Raw genomic sequence first — 20,514 nt, forward strand, 5'->3', positions numbered from 1 at the left:
TTTAGTGATTTAACTCATACAATGGTCTCATTATCTGGACATCATTGTACTCTTTTTGGCGCTGCAGCAGTAGTATTGCCGATGAGTTGTTGAAATAAGCTATGAATTCTAATTTATTTTCCATCTTTAGATAAATCCTATCGATAGCGGTTAATCGTTCTTCATCGGTCATGCGCATACTCTTAGCGGTTATCACCATTAATAGCTCGTCTAAATTTTGCAGGCTTTCCTGCAGTACCTTCCCATAAACAGCTTCGAAATATTTGATTTCATCCACTGTAAACTGCTTGTTTTTAGCAAACCGCTGCAATCCCTTTTTACTTTCGCTCAGCAGCGTTACTTGGTAATTTACAATATCCCCAATCCGCTTGTATTTCTTAACGTTCGGACTGACTTCCATCAAACCATCTAAAAATACCTTATGTAAACTAAAATTCCCCTGCGATAGGTCTTTAACGGTTTTATAACCGCCAGTTAAAATTTTATAACCGTCTTTCATGTCGCTTAAAATTGCTTTAAACTGTGCTAATTTTTCAATGTTTAAAGCCAGCTGCTGCAGTTCTTGCGCTTGTGCGTAATTACTTCTACAAGTACCTAAAGTGCACACTACAACCAAAAATAATAAGGTGTATTTTCTGCCTACTAATGATCTAATCCGTGCCATAATCGTACTGTTTTGGTGTCGTTAAGTTCTTTACTTCTTGTTAAGGCCAACTTACTAATTTGGGAACTGAAAGCTTGGCAAAAACCATAATCTGCACTCATGCTCTTAAATAATAATTCAATTCGATGAAGTCGCTCATCATCTGTTAACGACAAATCAAAATCTGTCGTCAGTGTTAGTAATGACTCCAAAGTTTGCCATGAATTATCTAACATTTTCTCAAAAGATCGCTCGATATAGTCGATTTCATTACCGTGAAATAAATCGGTACCGCTTAATTTTATTCGTGTCTTAGATTGAAGTTTTGTCATTTTAATCTGCAACGAAATGATGGAAGCTACTTGGAGACTATTTTTTATCTTAGGGTTCACTTTATCAAGTCCCAAGTAATAGGCAGTATGAAGACCAAACTCTCCTCTTTTGACTGTTCCAACAAAATCAAGTCCTTTTTTTACTGCAGAATATCCTGTACGTGCCTGCTCCATATATCCTTTTAGTGCAATTATTTGCAAGAGCAGTTCTTTTCTTTGTTTGGCTTGTCCGTAGCTAGATTGAACCAGCAGTGCAGACAGTACTATTAAAATACATCTTTTCATTCTGGTTGTATTATTAAGGCAAACCATATAACTTTTTAGTAGTAAGCACGTCATGCTTGGTTTTAGCACGCTGTAAACTTAAAAGCATATTTTGCTGATTGAACAAACATAAATCTTCGTAATTCTCCTCCACTTTATCAGCAGCCTGATTGATAATTTCCAATCTTTTGCCATCGCTCATCTCCATTGTAAAAGATTCTAAAATCGAAAATATTTGATCAATGTTGTTAATACTTTCTCCCAAGATCCCTTCGTAAACTGTACTCATATACTCCAGCTCTTTGGCTGTAAAATGAGCATCATTTTGAAACAATTGCCACGCTTTCTCATATTGCTTGACCAGTAAAGTCTGTCTGGTGGTAATTTCCTTTATTCGTTTGTAGTACGCTATAATTGATTTTACTTTCATCAGTTCTTGGTAATACTCTCGGTACAAATCCCGTTGTTTTTCAGTCCAATCTGAAATCTCATTCAGTTTTAACTTGGACAACGTATTTTCTAATTTCTTTTGGGCGTTTTGCAACCAAATGGTCTTATTCTGTAAACGCTGTATGCGCAAATCAATCGCTTTTATTACTTTTATTACTGCCGCTTTTACAATTGACAGTATCGGGAAAAAAACCGCTTTGTTTGCTATGTTTTTTCTACTGATTGCTGATGATTCCCTTGGCATGCCTATAAATAAGAATAGCAGTACAACTAAAATTACTTTTGATTTAATTTTCATTACGGATCAATTAAGTTTCATTTCGTAAATCGTGTGCATAAGCCGCTATGGCTTTTTTAATGTCCCCATCAAACTTGAGCGCGTATTGTTGCAGTTTGAATTTTTCAGTTTCTTCAGTGGTATAGGCTAAATACTCTTCCAATGAAACTTCGGTTCGGTATACCTTAGAGAGCATACCTCCTAAAGAAATGAATACTTCTTTGTACTTTTTATCTGGATCATTGGCCTTGTTAACAGACAAAACAAGCGTTTTCTCTTTTCCGGTAAGGCCTAGTAGTTCTTGGATCTGATCGAATTTATTCTGGTATTTACTTTGATCCAAAAGAATTTTGCAATCACTGTTATTAATAATGGCTTGCTTGACTACTGGTGATGAAATTATATCTTCTACTTCTTGCGTGACTACGATTGCCTCTCCAAAAAACTTTCGAACTGTCTTAAAGAGATACTTTATATACTCTGCCATACCTTCCTTTGCTATAGCTTTCCAAGCTTCCTCTATTAAGATCATTTTACGAACACCTTTGAGTTTTCTCATTTTACTGATAAAAACCTCCATGATAATTATGGTTACCACCGGAAATAATATCGGATGGTCTTTAATATTGTCCAGTTCAAAGACAATAAATCGTTCTTGCAATAATTCTAAATTTTCAGTAGCATTCAATAAATAGTCGAACTCACCACCCTTGTAATACGGACGCAAAACATAGAGAAAATTAGTCACATCAAAATCCTTATCTTTTACTTTATCGTCTTCTAAAATTCGAACAAAGTCTTCTTTTAAAAATTCATAGAACGTATCAAAACATGGGAAAAGTTCCTTGTGCAGGTCGAGCTTCTCATAGTACAACTGCAATGAGTTGGATAAAGCAACATATTCACTACGGTTGAATGTTTCATCATCTTTCTTCCAAAGAGCTAAGAGTAGCGTTTTAATACTTTCTTTTTTTTCAGTATCCAGTACATCTCCTTTGGAGATATAAAAGGGGTTGAAACGAATGGGGTTTTTCTCATCGTAGGTAAAATAATACCCGCCAACCATATCGCATAATCCTTTGTAACTGTGTCCAACATCCACCAGAACAATGTGCGTTCCTTGTTCGTAATAGCTGCGAACCATGTGATTGGTGAAAAAGGATTTACCACTTCCTGAAGGTCCCAATATAAATTTGTTTCGATTGGTGCATATTCCTTTTTTAACTGGTTCATCACTTATGTCTACATGAACAGGCTTTCCAGTGAGTCTATCTCCCAATCGAATACCAACGGGACTCAGTGAAGAACGATAGCCAGTTTCCATATTTAAAAAACAAGTGGCTTGCTCGGTAAAAGTGTCGAAGGTATCGTTCATTGGAAAATCGGCAGCATTACCGGGTAATCCTGCCCAATAAATTTGCGCAGCTCCCACTGTTTCAATTTTTCCAACGGCATCCATTTGAGCCATGGCAGAAGAAACTTGATTTTTTATATCTTTCAACGCTTCTTTACTTTCTGACCAAGCCAAAATATTAAAGTGTGCCTTTACCGCTAGTCTTTGTTCCCCAACGGCCTCATTTAAAAAGTCATTAGTTGCATCTCTAGCTATCATGTTTTCTCTACTATAGGCCGCTAATGATTGCAATCGCAAGCGCTTACTCTCTAATCTTTTGATGGTTTTAGAGGCGTCATCAAAAAATAAGTATTGATTGTAAATGTGATTGCATGATAACAACTGTCCCAATGTCGAAGCAAATCCAAGGCTGAATTTGGTTCTATCGGTCGAATAGCTGTCGAAATTTATTCTGGACCCGCAAAGATTGGGAAGATCTACTGCATCGCCTAAAGTAAATAAGGCACAGTGTTTATCTGCTACTTGCAAATGATCCTTAAACACCACATCTCCAAAGATAATGGCATCGGTTTTCTTTGATAAAAAACAGTACTGCTCTACAAAACCAATTTTTCTGCTGGAACTTTTTAAATCATCATCAAATAGTCTGCTCATCGAAACAAAACCGCTGTCCTCCAAAATCCTTTTAAATTGCCCAGATGTATCTATAAAATCTTGAAGCATCGTTTCGCTAAGGGTTTCTTCTGGTACCAGCGAACTTCGAATTAAAGTAGAAAATAAAGAACTTGAGTTTTTTCTGTTTGCAGGCTTTTTTGTTAGAATCACATAACACGAATGATCTAAAAAAGGTCTTTCATTAAAAAATCGCTCACTACTTCTGGTTAAAAAACTACTGTCCTCTGAACTAAAATCTGCCTCATACGTTGATTGAACAAACCAATCCTGTTTATGAAAGACAGCAAATTTAGGCAATACTTTAAGCGCCTTAATCCAAGATTGGTGAAATGCTTCGTAATCCTGATTGGATAGGCTAAAAATCTCTGGTAACTCCACCTTAAAAACAATACTTACATCCCCATTTTTAGATACAATACAATCATTCTCTATCGCCAATATTGGTAAGATAGATTCCATTTCTTTTTCCATCTGCTTCCCGCTTTAATTTGCTCACTTCATTAGATTGTACTGCTGTCAAACAGAAAAATTTTCCTGCTTTTGACTTTAATTCTTTTAGGGATTTGCTTGTAAGCTATCGCTTTCATGAGTCCATATTCTCCATAAGTACTACTCATTTTGTATACTTTTAGAACTAATACAACACCCGCGACTCCGATAAAACCAACACACAAAACAGAAGGTAAACCAAGAATATACAACACTGCAAACAGTATCATTAACACTACAACACCCCCTCCTAAATACCAAATGTATTGCGCCTTTAATCCTTTAAATTCAATACTCTGATTGATTCCTTTGTTTATTTTGTAAACGCTATTTTGCATCTTTAAACTCCAAAGAAGGATTTAATTACCGTTGCTACCACCACTAAAAAAACACAACTTCCGAACCAAGCAGCGGCTACTTTTCCTGTGTCAGGATCACCAGCATTCCATTTTTGATAGACCTTCACAGCACCAATAAGTCCTAATATTGCACCCACTGCATACATGAGTTCTGTACCAGCATCAAAGTAACTTCGCACCTTTTGATTGGCCTCATTAATACCTGCCACGCCATCCTGTGCATAACTTTGCGATTTTACCAGAAGTATCAAACCAACTAGCATTATTCGCTTAACGCCATGCAGTACTTTTTTCCTAAATTCCATTTTACATTTTTCCATCGTCATTATAATTTAGATTGTTTTCGTTTTAAAAAAAGTGGAGAAATCTTCGCCATTTCATAACTCTATTTTTCTCGTCACACATCGCCATACCGCACTAGAGAGAACAGGGAGAATTCCTCCACTAAAAATATTAATTGGCCTCCACCCACAACCCATCCACCTCGGCTAAAGTTAAAAGCAGCTGCGGGGTATTACTTAAATGGGAGACCAAAAATTTATTGATTATATGTCTAAAATGAGAATTTTGAAGGTGCGGATATTCTCGAAGGATCAGAGCAAGATAATTCCTAAAAACTTCCTTTGATCTTCCCAATCTAGCGCTCTCGTCTATGGCTTCAAGCAATATCGGATATAACTCTACTGTATCTTGTTTTAAAGTATCTTGCCCAATAATTACTGGATCGACCACCTTTATAGAAAGAGGGGATTTCTTTTTAAAAAACGCAAAATTACTTTTAAATTTAAAAAGCTTAAATCTCTTTAGTTTGCTTTTTCCTGATAATAAAGATTGCCATTCATTTTGATACAATCTTCCGATAACAAAAAGATACCAGAGCATACTACTAAAAATAACCACGGTGATATAATCACTCCACAAAATTGAATTCAACATAATCACTTCATTTAAATTTCACGCTTCATTTCTCTGTCAATTCGCAAACCACTAATAAACTGTCGGTTAACTTGATATCAAAGTAACACTAGAATTAAAGTTCCTACAAGTACAACTTTTTGTTGTACCCCGTTGTACCCCTCACAAACCCTTAACCCTAATGAAAAAGATTCATAAAAAAAGCCTCCAAAGGGAGGCTCAGTAAATAAATAAAATCAGGTAGTTAATTTCTAATTAGCGTTTGTTATTTTTGAAATTTTCCAAATTCAACATCTGCTCGCTTTACGATTTTCCATCCATTTTCTGACAAATAGAAATAAGCGGTACGTTGCATTTCTTTTTTCAAATCCCTTCCGTACAATACTGCAAAAACCGTATTAGTCCGAAGCACAGTGTAGTCAACGATGGTGACATTTTTAGTTGTGTTGGTAATAATACTCGTTATCTGTCCAAAATGCTCTTCCCAAACCTTTACCTTATGTATCGAATATGATTTGTCTTCTGAAGAGGTTTCTAATAAAAAGGGAGCCGCTCTATTGGTAAAAGATACTAGTGGACTGGGATCCAAAATCTTTAGAGTTCTTTTGACAGTCACTAATCCTTGTTTTTCAAGTCCCAAATCAATAACTCGTTTTGCATGTTGGGGATCATTGCAAAACAGATCATAATCTCCAATGATGGGAAATTGTAGCTCACTGACAATCATTTCTTGTGCTGTCTTTTGATCCAGTTTTTTTTCAGTACAGCCCATCCAAAAAAAGGAGACTGATAGTACAATTAATAGTGAGTTTTTCATTTTCAAAAGCTTTAATGATTAATAATCTCTAATGTGTTTGATAATCCGTTCTAATGTTTGTATGGCTATTTCTTTGTCCCTTTCTTCTGCATTATACGATTTACTTCTCATGGAGTCATAGGATAAATCTACTTTTTGAGAGGTGGACAGGTAGGGCACAATAGTTTTAAAAACCTGACTCATTGATCTGGCTTTTATAATTCTTGATTCGTCTCCGGCACGCAAAATGAGTGCAATTTGATCTGCAGATAGGTTACATTCAATTTTGTTTTGCACTAATTTTTCATTGTTTACAGTTTCCCGCGTACCTCCCGCTAACTTAATGTCAGAAGATAAATTAATTCTATGTTGCAAGTACTTAATTTCATTTTCAAACCAACCAAGTAAAGAGTCGCTAATGTTTTTTTGAAAAGGGTCAAAGCTGACTTTTTTATTAGAATTAATTTGGCTAAATTCTTTAAAATGTGACAATAACAGACATAATTGTTCCGTCAAACCATCCATTAATTTTAAATCATCTTTCAGCCTTTGCGCTAACCAATGAAAGTAGGTTAAACTATTAAAATTTAATACAAGAAGTAATTCATCTAACTCTGAATAAAAATTTTCGTTTACTTTTGAAAGATCACTTTCTTCGATAGATCTTAATAAGTTCTTCTGATACAAAATTTGGCGATACGTACTCTTATGACCTGAATTAGAATACAGTAGATCATTTAAATTATGAAGTACAATATCCATAGTTGCTTTATCCGACTCACTACTCAATTGCTTAAATTTTAATTTATTAACCTTAAATTGTAATTCGTTTCGAGAAACAATTATATACGTGATAGGAACTCTTTCATCTAAACTTAAGAAAGTTGCAAATCTAGTTTCAATAAAAGACAGTAGATCTTCCAAACACGTAATTATTTTTTCACTAAGTAAACCTAGATTATGATTTCGTTGCACATTGCTCATCTGACAACCCACCATTCTATCTATCAGATAGATAAAAGTGGAATGATATTTTCGAATTAATAGTCTAATTTCTCTCTTTTTTCGAATCGCAAAAACTTCATTTTTAATCTGAATTTGAATTTTCTTAGATTCTTTTACTACATCAGTTGACATTAGTAATAGCTCTTGCTCTGATATAAGTATGACATCTAAATTATTAGTATTTGAAAGTTGCAAGATTAAAGTATCTAGCCATTCTAGGGGATATTTATTCATCATACTATTGTTTTAATTGTCAAATAATGCAACCTAAACCAGTGAGCTTCATATTTCCGTAAATCTATTACGATAACGAGATGGAGATATTGAAGAATGTTTTTTAAAAAAAATACTAAAACTATTGGAGGATCCAAACCCTAATTCTTCAGCAATATCTACGATGTTTAATTGAGGGTCTTCTAGAAGGTTTTCGGCCTCACTAATAATGGCATTAACGATTAATTTCTTAACCGACTTTCCAGTTACTTGATTAACTACTTTGTTAAGGTGATTTGGAGTAACGAAGAGCGCTCCTGCATAAAATTGAACACCATGTTGCCTTTTATAATGAATAGACAAAATAGTAAGGAACTGAATAACCAAACTTTCTTTTCTTGGAAAGATTTGAAAATTATCTGAGGTTTGATGAGAATAAATTAAGCGAAGTTCATAAAGTAATAGATTAAAACTAACCCTTTGCAATTCATGATCGAATTCCTTTGCTTTAAAATCTTTGTTCACAAAATAAATTAATTTATAAATCAGTGACAGCACAGAGAATTCTTTATCATCGAGACCAATTTTTACTATTGACTTTCCAAGCAAATAGTAAAACGAATCAATCAAATCTCTTTTTAAACCATATTTAATGATAAATTCTGGAGTAAAAGAGATTAAAAAAAATTGTAATTTATCATCAGTTTGTACTATTCTGCATAAGGAATCAATTGGAATTACAAGCAAATCTCTTGGTTCAATATTTAGTAAAATTGCCCTTACTTCAATGGTTAAATTACCTGATTTAATCAACATAATTGAAAAATTAGCAACTTCAAATGATTCTTTCGCATCTGTCCTTACTTCATACTTTTTAATTATATGAATATCCAAACCTGCACTTGGAAAATTTTCTAATGTTTTATTTAAAAAATCTTTAATCACGTTTTCTATTTTTTAAAAACTTTTAAATGGCAACTTCTACTTTTAAAATTAAAGCTCAAAAATTTGTTCAAAAATTTTATACACAATAAAGTACAGATTACAAACTGATGTAATTAAAAGTAGATATGCTAGAAGCTTAAGTTCATTTATTATTATTCCTCCTGAGATCATGTAGCCAATTACTTCATCATAATTAAAAAAATCTATGATGAAATAAAGGCTTACAAGGTTAAAAATGAGCAATGCTGCGTACAAAATATTTTGCTTTTTCATTTTTAATTAAAATTTTAGAAAACACTTTTTATAAAATGGCATTAAGTAGCGCTATCATTGAGAAAAATGGGACAAGATTCTGATCTGATGAAGTGTTCACTTTTTTATGACCTACAGATGTTTCCCAATCCCTGTCTTTGCGCTCAGCCTCTGCATAAAGTGCATAACTCGAAACAGTAGAGAAAGTTAAAATAATTTCTTTTTCAGTATTATTTAATGTGTCATTCGCTAAGACTTCGGCATCAAATAAAATTATTTGATCACGCATAACTATATATTGATCATTTTGGTTATCAATAAGGTCTTGAATAAAATCTGATAGTTGAAGCTTACTAACTGTACTAAGCGAACTATTTGCCACAATTTCAAATAATTTACTAGTAGGATTATTCAAAATGGAAAGAATTTCTTCGGGTGTAAAACCCAAATTTGTTTTTTTACCTGTTTTGCTACTTTTATAAAATTCTGAAATAAAATAAATTTGGCTGTTTATTTCCTCAATATTTTGTGGCGACTTATTATTTTGTAAATACACTTGTACCGCATCATAGTATGACTTTCCTTTAAAATCATATGGATTGGCTGGATTAAGCGGAAATGATACCTCAACAATTTTGTGATCAGATAAATTAGTGTCCTTTACCTCTAAATTGGAATCCGCATCAGTGGTGCAAGAAAATAAAAGAAATAAAATGGCGGTGCATAATAGAAAATTTTTCATGATTTATTTGTTTGAAAGTAATTGAGATTTTATTCTCAGTTCATTTCATCCGGAAAAGCAGAACTTTTTATTGGCACTATGCCAACAATTTTTGCTTATGAATTCAAAACAAATCTATTGGCAGAAAAATTCTTTTGCAACACTATACCTTTTCATTTTCTGAAAATCACCTATGTGTTTTCTGAAAACACACACCCTTTTTATACAAATAATTCACTGTTTATCAAATGTTTATTTTAATTTTATAATAATCTTTGCTACAATTTTATTTTCACTTATTTATACAGTGAATTCAGCGTACAAAAGGTGTATTTCCCAAAAAAATCATCTCCTACTATGATTCAAAAAAAATATATCCTACTATTATTTTGTGCAGTTCAATTATTTCATGCCCAAAAAATTACGTTTCACATTCCAGATTCTTTAAAAAGCAAGAATTACAATTATCTTGATGAAAAGATTTATGCATTAAAGGGTGATAGTACTAAAGCAAGTGTCTATCTCTATGCCTATCTAAATAGGGCGAAAAATGAGCAAAATTGGAAGGAACTTGTTAATGGCTACCAAAATATTTTACACGAATCACCCGATTATTTACGAATAACCTACGCAGATAGTATGGTATACTCTGCTAAAAATTCAAAGAAAAACGATTTAATTGGGTACGCTTACCTATCAAAAGGAATTGTCTATTATGGTAGAAATGAACTGCAAATTGCCCTTGACAATTACATCGTGGCCAACAGTTACATCTCTAAAACAGATGATGATTATTTAATTTATAAAGTAAAATACAACATAGCCATTATCAAAACCTACTTAGGATTTTACGACGAAGCAATTTCCTTGTTTAAAGAATGCATCACTTATTTCAAAGACAATAGTACCAGACCGTACTTAAACTCACTTCATTCTCTGGGACTATGCTACAATAGAATTGGAAATTATGGATTATGTAGTCAAACCAATAAATTAGGGCTTTTGGAGGGAATACGACTGCAAAACAGAGAAATGGACTTTTACTTTATAGAATCGGAAGGTGTCAACCAGTATTTTTTAGATAATTATAATTCCGCGATTAAAAATCTTGAAAAGGTTTTACCTATTATGGTGAAAAATAAAGATTATGCAAGTGAAGCGATAGCCAATTTTTATATTGGAAAAAGCTATTGGAAGTTGAACAAGCACGAAAAGTCAATTCGTTATTTCAAGAAAGTGGATCAAATATTTACTAAAAAAAAATATAGTAATCCTGAACTTCGTGAAGTGTATGAATTAATGATAAAATTTTATAAAAGCCAAAACAATTTAGAAGGTCAATTGTACTGCATCGATCAATTGATTCAAGTAGATCAATTATTAAAAGATCGTTTTACCTATCTCCTTACTAAAATTCACAAAGAATACGATACCAACTCCCTATTATTTGAGAAAGATAAAATTAATACACAGCTACTACAAGAGAAAGAAAATGTCCAATATTCTATAATATTAGTTTTATTGTTACTGCTATTCTCCGTTTATCTTACTTACAGGCATTTTAAAAATAGGAAAGTTTATAAAAAAAATTTTTCAGAATTAATGCTGCAATTAAATTTAGAAGTCGACTTGAAAACCAAAATAAAATCAGGACGAGAGCAAATTGAAGATATAAGTCCAGAAACAGCAAATAACATATTGAAACAATTGGAGCGATTTGAAAGTGAGCAAAAATTTCTTTTGGAAAATTTGACGCTGTCTAAACTAGCTGTACAATTTAATTCAAACCCAAGATACCTATCCGTTATTATTTCGCACTATCGTGGTAAAACATTTTCAACCTATATTAATGATTTAAAAATTGATTTCTTAATACAAGTTTTAAAAACGAATAAAAAAGTGAGAGAATATACCAACGGTGCTTTAGCAGAAGAAGTTGGTTTTAGTACTACGCAACGGTTTACCCGAGCTTTCTATTCTCGAACCCAAATGCCTATACTCTATTTTATTGAACAAATAAAAAAGAATAATTATAATCATGAATAGTAATAGTATGTAGAAGTAAAAAGTGGTTTTGAAATTGACCGTTTACAAATAGCGTATTGAAAACCACATTTCAATTATAAAAGTTAAAACCTGTTCGATAAATACGTTATTTAATAGCACACTGCAAAACTAATCAGCTTATTATGCTATTTTTGTTACTCAATTTAAAAATTAGAACCATGAAAGAATTAGTAGCAAAAATTAATTCGGAATTTCAAACATTCACAACCGAAAATCAATCCTTAATAGAAAAAGGAGTAAAAGCAGCTGGACCTAGAGCCCGTAAAGCCACTTTAGAGCTTGAGAAATTGCTTAAAGAATTTAGAAAACTTTCTATCGAAGAAGCAAAAAAATAAATTCAAATTTGAATTGTTTAGCCCGTTAGTTTTACTAATGGGTTTTTCCTTTTTCTGTTAAATAATACTTTTGATTGTCACTACTAGGTTAATCATGAATAGTTAATGCTATCATGTTCACTTCCATAACTAGTTGCAAATAGTTATAAAGAAATGTAGGTTTGTGTTTTATACGAACGGCTTCTCTTAATTCTGTTCTGCTGTATGTTCCATTTGGCATCACAGAAATTTAAATTAGAACTATCAAAAATTAAAACATAGTCACAGCTTCCTTAGTGAAATCATTATCCTCAAAAGTATTATTCAAATACGATCAATTACTGTTTAATAGTGCTTATTCTATTTCGAATAATTTATAAGAAGTACCTCTCCCTATTCCTTCCTTAAACAAGATTCTTTTATTTATTAAATCTTGTAAATCCCTTAAAGCAGTATCGGTAGAAACGCTAGCTATCTTTGCATACTTAGAAACCGTTAATTTTCCGAAGAAGTTATCAAGCAACATTTGAACAACCTTCTGTTGGCGATGATTAAAATCAATTGAGCTATTTACTTCCCAAAATTCAGCACGTTTCAAAGTCATTGCAATAGTTTGGTCCGTTTGCTTCATAGAACGCAATAGACAGTCTAAAAACCAATGCAGCCAATCTGTAATATCTAAATTTCCTTTTTGAGTTTTTTCTAATATACTGTAATAGGTCTTACGCTCAATTTGAATTTGTGCTGACATCGAGTAAAACCTCTTTTTACTTTGATCGGCTCGTGCTAATTGCATATCAGTAATAGCCCTTGTAATACGACCATTTCCGTCGTCAAAAGGATGTATAGTCACAAACCACAAATGCGCAAAAGCCGCTTTCAATACAGGATCAAATGACTGATCAGAGTTGAACCAATCAAAAAAGATGTTCATTTCATAAGAAACTTTATCCGCTACTGGTGCTTCAAAGTGGACTATTTCTCTTCCCATTGCACCCGATGTCACTTGCATAGCTCCATCTCGCCATTCGCCAGTTTTTATTTTATACGTTCCGCTTCTACCTGTCGGGAAAAGGGCTGCATGCCATCCAAATAAACGCTCTTCGTCTAACAATTCTTCGTAACGTTGTGTAGCATCTAGCAACATTTCTACAACACCATCCACATTACGATCGGCTGGCACTGCGGCGGCGATCTCAATACCTAGTCGCTTTGCAATCGAAGACCGTACTTGATCATGATTGAGTTGTTCTCCTTCGATCTCACTAGACTTAATTACATCTAACGTTAGTGTTTGAAGTACTGTTTCCTCTTGCAAACGAAAGCCAAGTCCTTGCATAACGCCAAGTATTATTCCTTGCTGATGCCTTACTTTTCCAAGTAAAGGTGCAATAACATCTGCATCCCAGGTAAAATTTGGCCAATCTTTATTTTGATAAATATACATAGTACCGCATTTTTGCGGTAAATATACTATTTATTTAGTGCTTAAGAGTAATTTTGCGGTGTAAATTATGTTTTTACACCGCAAAAAAGCGGCGATTAAAGATTGTTATCACCGCGTCAATAGTAGATTTTATATCTTAGTTATGATGGCTTAAGGTGAAATAAAATAATAAAATTGTTTGAAATGCAATTTACACTTAAAGGAAACATTGATTACCGGCTTTGCTATTTTTGTTTAGTCAATTTAATAAAAAACACATAAAAAAATTAGTAAAATAAATCAATGCGGAATTTGAAAGATTCACAACCGAAAATAAATCCTTAATAGAATAAGGATTAAAAGCAGCTGGACCTAGAGCGAGTAAAGCCACTTTAGAACTTGAGAAATTGCTTAAAGAATTTACAAAATTATCTATCGAAGAAGCACAAAAATAATTGGAAATAATATCTAAAAGTCCCTCAGTATGTGCTAAAAAACTTTTATATTAATGCAAAAATATTAGTGAATAACTTCTACTATAAAACTTTTTTATGATAGTAGATGCTTATCGAAATTCTCTTGAAAAGAAGGCAGAAAATTATTAGTGGTATTTTTTAGTTCCTTCATGATGGTCTCTCTTCCATAAAAAGAGATGACTTCATTTATTTCAATTTCATTACCTCTTTCAAAAATCCTTTTCAATACAGGCTTTCGGTCAGTATCCCAATTGATTTTGTTAAAATCGGTATCCCAAAACAATACTTTTCTAATTTTTGCTAAATCAGGAGTCTTCGTACTTGAATTAATTTGAATGGCTTTCTTTACATCATAGCTTGTTTGCAGTATCATAAAATAATCATTTGCAACACCCAACTCGTGACCCAACTTAATAGAAAGGTTCGGATTTATACTCCGTTTTTCTTTAAGTATAGCACCAATCGTTTGCGCATGCTCTTCTAAAGAATCAGCTAATTCTTTATTTTTTAATCCGCGCAGCTTAATTTCTCGTTTTAAAATTACACCAGGATGAATCCCTTTTATTTTTGCTAATTCAGGTAACATATACTTTGCTTTAGAGTTCAAAGATAATCATTTACGAAATAGTAAACAAAATTGTTTAGTATCATGGCTGAACTTAGAAATCTTATAAAAAAGGAAATTGGTAATTTAAAATTTGATTAATTCGCCCCTATTTTAGTTGATTGGATTTCTTTTTAATATTGTTAAAAGAAGAGTTCCATATTATTAAAAGTGTCCAAAATAAATTTGATGCATCTTTCAGAGTTTTGCTTACAATAAATTACTAGTACTTCAAGCAATGATCCCAAACTTCAATTATTACCACATTGACTTTAACGATTCTAATGTACTTTCTAAGATTTTAGGTATTAACTTATCCTCTAACATTTTGTAGTGAATATGTTCTAGACTTGAAACATCGAAAGTTGAGCACAATTCCGTACTAATCTGAAACTCTTTGGAATAATTCAAATTTAAGTATTGATAAAGTGCTTCTGAAAAAAGTCCAATTTCTTCTTTACTATATCCTCCTCTTTTTGCTATAAACCAGATAGCGCCAATTTTAAATGTATTATTTTCCTTATAACTAAAAACATGATGCGGAATAACTTGAATCGAAATTCCACTTGTATTAAAAACGGATTTATCCCAAGGTTTTTTATGATATATAACATCTGATTCAGGAAAGAATGATCCGAATTCTAAGTTTTCTACGTTATGAAGCAGCTCAATATTACGCAAATACATTTCTTTCGAAATCTTTGCCTTTGCTGTTCCATGCCTTCCAATCAAGTCATTAATTTTATCTTGAATTAAAAAATGATTATTTTCTTTACAGGCTCGACTAATCGTACTTAGAGATGTTGTCCAATAATTTCCTCCCGACGAAGGACTTTCATCTAATAAATTTACTTTTGGCTTTACTTTTTTCAAATTGTTTACAAAAGTACTTTTCGGGCCGTCTTTTAGTTTTCTAAATTCAACAACTTTACTAATTGAAATTTTTTCCATATCCATTATTTTAAATTATTAGTTTAAAAGTAAATAAGGTTAAAAATAAAAACGCAATTAATCGACCATTGACCATTGACTATTATTAGCGATATCTATCAACTTATTATGATGAATTTATTTTTTTTGAAAAACTCTAAATTCATTTAAATCTTGATTAACTTTTTAATATACTGAAAATTAAAGTGCGATATAATCCTATAACTAATTTGGCAATCAATAAAAATAATGTGAATTACGGAAAACCGTATTGGATCATTTACTATTTAGAATAACTTTGTCACTACTATAAATGCGTACGTAAACTTGAAAAAAACATGAAAATAGCTTTAATCTTTTTGCTGGTTTCGCTTACAGCCTTCTCTACAGTTGAAACAAAGGTTTACATCTGCGGAAATAAAGGCACAAAAAAATACCATTACAATCAAAATTGCCGTGGGCTTTCGGCCTGTACTCATGGAATTAAAAAAAGTGACTTAACAGAAGCAAAGGGATATGGACTAACGCTTTGCGGTTGGGAGGATTAATTATGCATCTACCATTCTCCCCTAACCTCTCCACTCCCCAACTCGCTGCATCTTTTGGAAATACTTCTGCGACCTATAAATTTTACTGGCTAATTGCGATCTTAGAATCAGTAGAAAACGGAAGTAGTAGTATTAAAAAAAGAGCTCTTTTCGCAAGAATGATAACCAATTCTTGGTATACTGTAAATTATTTTAAAGTGTCCTTTGGAAAGCAAGATTTAATTCAAAATGCAGTACAGCAACTTTTACACTTAGAAAATCTTACAATCGATATTCACAAAAACAAGTTGTTGGCTATTTTGGAGAATTCAGATAATATCAACACAAGGCTGATATTAAATCATTTCGATAAGAATGTACCACATTGGTTCTTGTCTCCTTGGTTTCCAAAAACAAAAAAAAAAAACAAAAATGACGGAGAGTACAAAAAAAGAATTTATGTATCCTCACAAAATTTTGACAACAATTGTTTGTATGCGCTGTATGATGATGTAATTACAATAAATCCTGATTGGATTGTTTATTTAAAATCCAATGCAAAAATTCTAAAAGACTTCTGCTACTGGAATTTAGCATTGTTTCTACAATCCCGAAATCCAAACGTGCCAGATATTCCAAATAAGCTGATAAAACCAGCTATCAGAGGAACACTTTCAAATCAAAGAAAAAAGTATTGGGATATTGTATTCAAAGAATTGGGAACAGTAAATTGTATATTTACAGATACTAAATTAACAATAGACAACTTTGCAATTGATCATTTTGTACCCCATGCTTTTGTATCACATAATTTGATTTGGAACTTAATCCCTATCGATAAAAGATTCAACTCCTCAAAAAGTGATAAGTTACCTTCTATTGAAATGCACTTCGATGCTTTTTTCGAACTACAAAAATCAGCTTACGAAATACTAAATTACCACAGTCCAAAGAGTAAATTTCTAGAAGATTTCCTGACTATATATCCTGCTATAAAAGATATTAATGATTTTGAATATAATAAATACAAAGACTGCATGCAACCATTAATCACAATTGCACATAATAACGGGTTTATTTACCTGTAAATGATTAAATAAATCTCTCTTTATTTTTCAACAATTAGCTAAAGCTCTTATTTTAGTATCATCTTTTGAATAAATCCCAAAACTATTTATTAACCCTTTTGATTTCAATTTAGTTAATAATTCTCTATTAAAAACATTATCATCAAATATTGGTTTGGGTTGTTTTACAAATAATTTAGTAAAATAATTTCCGATACTTTTTACCAACAATATAAAACTCACATTTTAAAGCTGGAGATATTTCATTTATAGAATTTTGTATAGCAGAGCGTTTTCCACTATCTATTGTTACTCCCTTAATGTTATTTGGATCATCAACACCAATTAAAATAACTCCTCCTGAAGCATTAGCAAACGCACATACTTCTTCTGTAATTCCTTTTACATTACTTGGAATATTTAGTCATTCCTTAAAAACTCACTTTTTGAGTTTTTAGATTTATATTAAAAACTACATTTTCAAAAATTAGAATTAAAAATTGGAGCCAAAGAACAATTTGCTCTTTGATTTGGTTAAATCTCATTTTTAGATTGTATCCGATACCTGATAAAAGTGCATTATGTATATCTCCATCCACGCCTTTTAGGAAATTTAATTCTAAAGCGTGGTTTCTTTTTAAATGTGATATTGTTGGTTCGATTGCTGTTCTTGCTCTAAATCTTTTTCGTGCAACTTCTTGTTTATATCTTGACTTCTCTTTTGTGTTTTTTGGTATTTCTATTTTGGTATTCTCAACTTGTGTTACTCCTCTAAAACCTCTGTCCGTGCTCGCTATCGTTGGTCTTGTACCTCCTATTTGTTCTCTGACCCGCTCGCTTTGAGCTAGTGATTCTTCGAGAGTTTTACTATCATGTGGATTACCACCAAATCGCTTTATCGAAGTGATTATACCGGTCTTTCGACCTCTTGTTACAGCTACTTTTGTTCCAAACTCGTAGGCTTTATGAGCTTTCCCTTTTGCAATACAAGCGGTTTGCGGTTCATGTAAACTGTAAATTTTATCCTTGCTTTTTCTTTCTTGTGAGAGCACTTTTTTGTATTTGACAAACTCACTCTCGTATTGTTTTAAAGTTGATTCTGGTAATTTTCTTTCTAGTTCTCGAATCACTCTGTTTCCTATTGTCCGTAATTTTTTTCGCGCCGCTACTGCTTTCTTTTTTCGTTTTGGATGATGACCAAAATAGGCATCTCTAAGATGTTGTTTGGCTACTCTTTTATAGGTTTGCCTTTGAATAACTCCTTCTTTATTGGCTATTTTATTACAATTGTCAATTACTTTTTTTGCTAATTTGGCATCCGTTGGAAAGGTGATATTCTTCTCCATAACGGTCGTGTCAATCTGAACTTCCTTTTCATTTTTTGCCTCTGGATGCAGGGATACCGTTTGACTTAAAAGAAATTCTAAACCACTTTCTTGAAGTCTTTTTCTGAAATGAACAAATTCACTCGGGTCAAAAGGTTGTTTGTTTTGAAAGAAAATTTCTCCTGTAAAATATTGCCAATAAGGATTCTCAATCCAACGCTCCACTACCGATTCATCACTTTCCTTAAACATCTCTTTTAAAAGTAATAAACCTGCTATTTTTCTAATGGGAATTGAGGGTCTTCCTTGCTCTGAATATAGCTTTTGAAACTCTAACTCCATTTTATTCCAGTTAAGCTCATGAGCAAGTTTCACTAAAGGATGTCCTAAGTTTATTAGGTCTGTAAGCCTAGTTTGAAATAAATTTTGCTGAAAATCGGGTTTTATTTTACCTAACATATTGCCGATTTTTTATACTCTAATATACCTTTTTCGGCAATACAGCAGACTCTTTTCTGATGTTTTTATGATATAAGTTATTAACAATCAATAACTTATGTGTTTTTTAAGGGTTGACTATTTAACTTTAAATTCGGCATTATAGCCTTCTCTTGCAGATGCTATTGATTTTATTTGAGCTTCAATTCTTTTAAATACATAACTTTACAAGTTATTTTATTATCACATTCAATAATATTATTCTGTATATAAAACACCTTGTCTACTTACATGTCTAGCTAATTTAGATTGTATTTCTGAAATAACTGAAGAGCGTAATCTAAAAATAGGATTTATATATTTAAGTGATTCCAATAACTTTTTATCTGTCGGATACGTGAAAAAATATCTAAAATTCAGAATAATGATCTTAGATTTATTTGTTTTTTCGCAATAGAAAGAAGGAGAAATATAAATCGCTTCAGATTTATCATCTATATATTTTTTATATTCCTTATCAATAATAAACCCTTTGACTGCTCTTATTTTTCTATGCTTATTTTGAACTTTATCACATAATGGTGTAACCACTAAATATATTTTATTCCATTCTTCTCTAATTTTTTTTCTCTTAGCACTAGAAACATTCTTTAGCTCAGAATTTTGCTTTTTTGAATCAAAAGTATCAAAGCCAGTAATTTCAGATATTATAGAGAACCTATCAAAAGAATCGTTTAAAATAGTTTCAAAAATTTTATTAGAATTAAGATTTATATCTTCAGAAACTGTACCTGTGTAATCTAAATCTAATTCTGTAGTAGATGCTAAAAGTTTAAAATTTATAATATCTAATAGTTTTTCTTTCTCTAGTGTTTGTTCATCAAATAATATAAAAGCTTGTTCTTTAATATGAGATATTAGATTTATGTCAGATTCCAAGGAATCGTAAAAAATATTATTAAATGCCTGTAAGGAGCCTTTAGTTTTCTCTATATAATTAGATGATTTATAATTACTGAAACCTAAATATGCTTCTCCAAGTTTAGAAATAATGAAATTGGTCTTATTGACCCAATTTTCATCTTCATAAGCATTGAAAATTGTTTGTAAAACATTATCAGCCGATTTATGTACTTTGTTCTCCCAATATACAAGTGTACTATACGCCTGATGTTTTAATAAAATTTCTCTAATCTCTTCTATTATATTCTTACCCGAATCTTCTAGTACGTTGCCATCAAGATCAAAAAAATCAGATTTAATAAAATTTTCGATAGTAATGGGTTTTCTATCTGAAAGAGATTCATCGAATAACTCTTTAAGGGCTTCAGTATATTTATCTTCTTGTTTACTCCATAGTATAATAGAATAAGGGAAATTGTTTTTTGATATAACCCTTTTTAGAATCGGAAAAAGACTGCTTTTAACCTCTTTTGGTTCAGGAGTTCTATTGCCTAATAAGTTTAAATCCAAAAAGAGAAGTCTGATATCATTACTTTCGTCATCCTCTTCAGGTAAATAGTTCATATCATCTCCTTTTACAAACAAATAAGGAATTCTATTTTTGCTAAATATTCTGAATAGCGGTTCAACTTCTCCAATTTCATTATCAATTATTGCAACACGACCATTTATTGGTAAAAACATATT

The 20,514-nt window shown here is 32.0% G+C and carries 22 protein-coding genes and 1 pseudogene; 5 read left to right on the forward strand and 18 right to left on the reverse strand.

Going from position 1 to position 20,514, the window contains the following annotated elements; genetic code table 11:
• Position 1: 1 nt before the first annotated feature.
• From ACRASX_RS14845 to ACRASX_RS14895, 11 genes are all read right to left on the reverse strand, one after another.
• Positions 2–664 (reverse strand): TerB family tellurite resistance protein, encoded by a 663-nt coding sequence (locus ACRASX_RS14845; RefSeq protein ID WP_432221793.1) that lies wholly within the window; start codon positions 662–664, stop codon positions 2–4.
• Positions 643–1,260 (reverse strand): hypothetical protein, encoded by a 618-nt coding sequence (locus ACRASX_RS14850; protein WP_432221794.1) that lies wholly within the window; start codon positions 1,258–1,260, stop codon positions 643–645. The genes ACRASX_RS14845 and ACRASX_RS14850 overlap by 22 nt, the downstream gene beginning before the upstream one ends.
• A gap of 13 nt (positions 1,261–1,273) precedes the next feature.
• The gene (locus ACRASX_RS14855) at positions 1,274–1,987 is read right to left on the reverse strand and encodes a conjugal transfer protein TraI (RefSeq protein ID WP_432221795.1); all 714 of its coding nucleotides are present in this window, start codon (positions 1,985–1,987) and stop codon (positions 1,274–1,276) included.
• Positions 1,988–1,997: 10 nt separating this feature from the next.
• Positions 1,998–4,466 (reverse strand): TraG family conjugative transposon ATPase, encoded by a 2,469-nt coding sequence (locus ACRASX_RS14860; RefSeq protein WP_432221796.1) that lies wholly within the window; start codon positions 4,464–4,466, stop codon positions 1,998–2,000.
• 29 nt (positions 4,467–4,495) lie between these two features.
• Positions 4,496–4,822 (reverse strand): DUF4133 domain-containing protein, encoded by a 327-nt coding sequence (locus tag ACRASX_RS14865; protein ID WP_432221797.1) that lies wholly within the window; start codon positions 4,820–4,822, stop codon positions 4,496–4,498.
• Between the two features lie 2 nt (positions 4,823–4,824).
• The gene (locus ACRASX_RS14870; RefSeq protein WP_432223094.1) at positions 4,825–5,106 is read right to left on the reverse strand and encodes a DUF4134 domain-containing protein; all 282 of its coding nucleotides are present in this window, start codon (positions 5,104–5,106) and stop codon (positions 4,825–4,827) included.
• 190 nt (positions 5,107–5,296) lie between these two features.
• On the reverse strand, positions 5,297–5,779 hold the full coding sequence (locus ACRASX_RS14875) for a hypothetical protein (protein WP_432221798.1): 483 nt from the start codon (positions 5,777–5,779) through the stop codon (positions 5,297–5,299).
• 244 nt (positions 5,780–6,023) lie between these two features.
• Positions 6,024–6,575 carry a hypothetical protein gene (locus tag ACRASX_RS14880; RefSeq protein ID WP_432221799.1) on the reverse strand — a complete coding sequence of 184 codons (552 nt, stop codon included), beginning with the start codon at positions 6,573–6,575 and terminating at the stop codon, positions 6,024–6,026.
• 18 nt (positions 6,576–6,593) lie between these two features.
• Positions 6,594–7,796: a hypothetical protein gene (locus ACRASX_RS14885; RefSeq protein ID WP_432221800.1), complete on the reverse strand. Its 1,203-nt coding sequence runs from the start codon at positions 7,794–7,796 to the stop codon at positions 6,594–6,596.
• A 45-nt stretch (positions 7,797–7,841) separates the two neighbouring features.
• Positions 7,842–8,717: a helix-turn-helix domain-containing protein gene (locus tag ACRASX_RS14890; RefSeq protein WP_432221801.1), complete on the reverse strand. Its 876-nt coding sequence runs from the start codon at positions 8,715–8,717 to the stop codon at positions 7,842–7,844.
• A 301-nt stretch (positions 8,718–9,018) separates the two neighbouring features.
• Positions 9,019–9,711, reverse strand: coding sequence for a hypothetical protein (locus ACRASX_RS14895; RefSeq protein WP_432221802.1), 693 nt, complete (start codon positions 9,709–9,711; stop codon positions 9,019–9,021).
• Between the two features lie 336 nt (positions 9,712–10,047).
• Here ACRASX_RS14895 and ACRASX_RS14900 point away from each other — a divergent pair, with 336 nt between their 5' ends.
• Together ACRASX_RS14900 and ACRASX_RS14905 are read left to right on the forward strand one after the other, a co-directional pair.
• A complete protein-coding gene (locus tag ACRASX_RS14900; protein ID WP_432221803.1) occupies positions 10,048–11,736 on the forward strand; it encodes a helix-turn-helix domain-containing protein in 1,689 nt (562 codons plus the stop codon).
• 179 nt (positions 11,737–11,915) lie between these two features.
• Positions 11,916–12,092, forward strand: coding sequence for a histone H1 (locus tag ACRASX_RS14905; RefSeq protein WP_432221804.1), 177 nt, complete (start codon positions 11,916–11,918; stop codon positions 12,090–12,092).
• 88 nt (positions 12,093–12,180) lie between these two features.
• On the opposite strand, the gene ACRASX_RS14910 is transcribed toward ACRASX_RS14905, so the two are convergent.
• Entirely contained in the window at positions 12,181–12,312 is a 132-nt protein-coding gene (locus ACRASX_RS14910) for a Fic family protein (RefSeq protein WP_432221805.1), read from the reverse strand.
• A gap of 114 nt (positions 12,313–12,426) precedes the next feature.
• Positions 12,427–13,518 (reverse strand): Fic family protein, encoded by a 1,092-nt coding sequence (locus ACRASX_RS14915; RefSeq protein ID WP_432221806.1) that lies wholly within the window; start codon positions 13,516–13,518, stop codon positions 12,427–12,429.
• A 344-nt stretch (positions 13,519–13,862) separates the two neighbouring features.
• Here ACRASX_RS14915 and ACRASX_RS14920 point away from each other — a divergent pair.
• Positions 13,863–13,952 (forward strand): annotated as a pseudogene (locus ACRASX_RS14920) (histone H1); the annotation flags it as partial.
• Between the two features lie 94 nt (positions 13,953–14,046).
• On the opposite strand, the gene ACRASX_RS14925 reads toward ACRASX_RS14920, so the two are convergent.
• Entirely contained in the window at positions 14,047–14,559 is a 513-nt protein-coding gene (locus ACRASX_RS14925) for a helix-turn-helix transcriptional regulator (protein WP_432221807.1), read from the reverse strand.
• A 276-nt stretch (positions 14,560–14,835) separates the two neighbouring features.
• Positions 14,836–15,528, reverse strand: a complete 693-nt coding sequence (locus tag ACRASX_RS14930) for a hypothetical protein (protein WP_432221808.1) — start codon at positions 15,526–15,528, stop codon at positions 14,836–14,838.
• Positions 15,529–15,845: 317 nt separating this feature from the next.
• Here ACRASX_RS14930 and ACRASX_RS14935 point away from each other — a divergent pair, with 317 nt between their 5' ends.
• Both ACRASX_RS14935 and ACRASX_RS14940 read left to right on the forward strand, forming a co-directional pair.
• On the forward strand, positions 15,846–16,055 hold the full coding sequence (locus ACRASX_RS14935) for a hypothetical protein (protein ID WP_432221809.1): 210 nt from the start codon (positions 15,846–15,848) through the stop codon (positions 16,053–16,055).
• Between the two features lie 2 nt (positions 16,056–16,057).
• Positions 16,058–17,122 carry an HNH endonuclease domain-containing protein gene (locus tag ACRASX_RS14940; RefSeq protein ID WP_432221810.1) on the forward strand — a complete coding sequence of 355 codons (1,065 nt, stop codon included), beginning with the start codon at positions 16,058–16,060 and terminating at the stop codon, positions 17,120–17,122.
• A 175-nt stretch (positions 17,123–17,297) separates the two neighbouring features.
• Here ACRASX_RS14940 and ACRASX_RS14945 read toward each other — a convergent pair whose 3' ends face one another.
• From ACRASX_RS14945 to ACRASX_RS14955, 3 genes are all read right to left on the reverse strand, one after another.
• On the reverse strand, positions 17,298–17,519 hold the full coding sequence (locus ACRASX_RS14945) for an AlbA family DNA-binding domain-containing protein (protein ID WP_432223095.1): 222 nt from the start codon (positions 17,517–17,519) through the stop codon (positions 17,298–17,300).
• Positions 17,520–17,532: 13 nt separating this feature from the next.
• Complete coding sequence (locus ACRASX_RS14950) at positions 17,533–18,885, reverse strand: IS5 family transposase (RefSeq protein WP_432221811.1); 1,353 nt, start codon at positions 18,883–18,885, stop codon at positions 17,533–17,535.
• A gap of 237 nt (positions 18,886–19,122) precedes the next feature.
• The gene (locus ACRASX_RS14955; protein ID WP_432221812.1) at positions 19,123–20,511 is read right to left on the reverse strand and encodes a hypothetical protein; all 1,389 of its coding nucleotides are present in this window, start codon (positions 20,509–20,511) and stop codon (positions 19,123–19,125) included.
• Positions 20,512–20,514 lie beyond the last annotated feature (3 nt).

The organism is Flavobacterium sp. TMP13, assembly GCF_050847115.1.
Taxonomy (GTDB): domain Bacteria; phylum Bacteroidota; class Bacteroidia; order Flavobacteriales; family Flavobacteriaceae; genus Flavobacterium.

Bases quoted from the DNA above. Each gene is read 5' to 3' on its own strand.
- ACRASX_RS14940 (WP_432221810.1), top strand. From the start codon at position 16,058: ATGCATCTACCATTCTCCCCTAACCTCTCCACTCCCCAACTCGCTGCA.
- ACRASX_RS14925 (WP_432221807.1), bottom strand. From the start codon at position 14,559: ATGTTACCTGAATTAGCAAAAATAAAAGGGATTCATCCTGGTGTAATT.
- ACRASX_RS14935 (WP_432221809.1), top strand. From the start codon at position 15,846: ATGAAAATAGCTTTAATCTTTTTGCTGGTTTCGCTTACAGCCTTCTCT.
- ACRASX_RS14870 (WP_432223094.1), bottom strand. From the start codon at position 5,106: ATGCTAGTTGGTTTGATACTTCTGGTAAAATCGCAAAGTTATGCACAG.
- ACRASX_RS14895 (WP_432221802.1), bottom strand. From the start codon at position 9,711: ATGAAAAATTTTCTATTATGCACCGCCATTTTATTTCTTTTATTTTCT.
- ACRASX_RS14860 (WP_432221796.1), bottom strand. From the start codon at position 4,466: ATGGAAAAAGAAATGGAATCTATCTTACCAATATTGGCGATAGAGAAT.
- ACRASX_RS14950 (WP_432221811.1), bottom strand. From the start codon at position 18,885: ATGTTAGGTAAAATAAAACCCGATTTTCAGCAAAATTTATTTCAAACT.
- ACRASX_RS14885 (WP_432221800.1), bottom strand. From the start codon at position 7,796: ATGATGAATAAATATCCCCTAGAATGGCTAGATACTTTAATCTTGCAA.
- ACRASX_RS14930 (WP_432221808.1), bottom strand. From the start codon at position 15,528: ATGGAAAAAATTTCAATTAGTAAAGTTGTTGAATTTAGAAAACTAAAA.
- ACRASX_RS14855 (WP_432221795.1), bottom strand. From the start codon at position 1,987: ATGAAAATTAAATCAAAAGTAATTTTAGTTGTACTGCTATTCTTATTT.
- ACRASX_RS14955 (WP_432221812.1), bottom strand. From the start codon at position 20,511: ATGTTTTTACCAATAAATGGTCGTGTTGCAATAATTGATAATGAAATT.
- ACRASX_RS14875 (WP_432221798.1), bottom strand. From the start codon at position 5,779: ATGTTGAATTCAATTTTGTGGAGTGATTATATCACCGTGGTTATTTTT.
- ACRASX_RS14845 (WP_432221793.1), bottom strand. From the start codon at position 664: ATGGCACGGATTAGATCATTAGTAGGCAGAAAATACACCTTATTATTT.
- ACRASX_RS14880 (WP_432221799.1), bottom strand. From the start codon at position 6,575: ATGAAAAACTCACTATTAATTGTACTATCAGTCTCCTTTTTTTGGATG.
- ACRASX_RS14850 (WP_432221794.1), bottom strand. From the start codon at position 1,260: ATGAAAAGATGTATTTTAATAGTACTGTCTGCACTGCTGGTTCAATCT.
- ACRASX_RS14910 (WP_432221805.1), bottom strand. From the start codon at position 12,312: ATGCCAAATGGAACATACAGCAGAACAGAATTAAGAGAAGCCGTTCGT.
- ACRASX_RS14915 (WP_432221806.1), bottom strand. From the start codon at position 13,518: ATGTATATTTATCAAAATAAAGATTGGCCAAATTTTACCTGGGATGCA.
- ACRASX_RS14900 (WP_432221803.1), top strand. From the start codon at position 10,048: ATGATTCAAAAAAAATATATCCTACTATTATTTTGTGCAGTTCAATTA.
- ACRASX_RS14905 (WP_432221804.1), top strand. From the start codon at position 11,916: ATGAAAGAATTAGTAGCAAAAATTAATTCGGAATTTCAAACATTCACA.
- ACRASX_RS14865 (WP_432221797.1), bottom strand. From the start codon at position 4,822: ATGCAAAATAGCGTTTACAAAATAAACAAAGGAATCAATCAGAGTATT.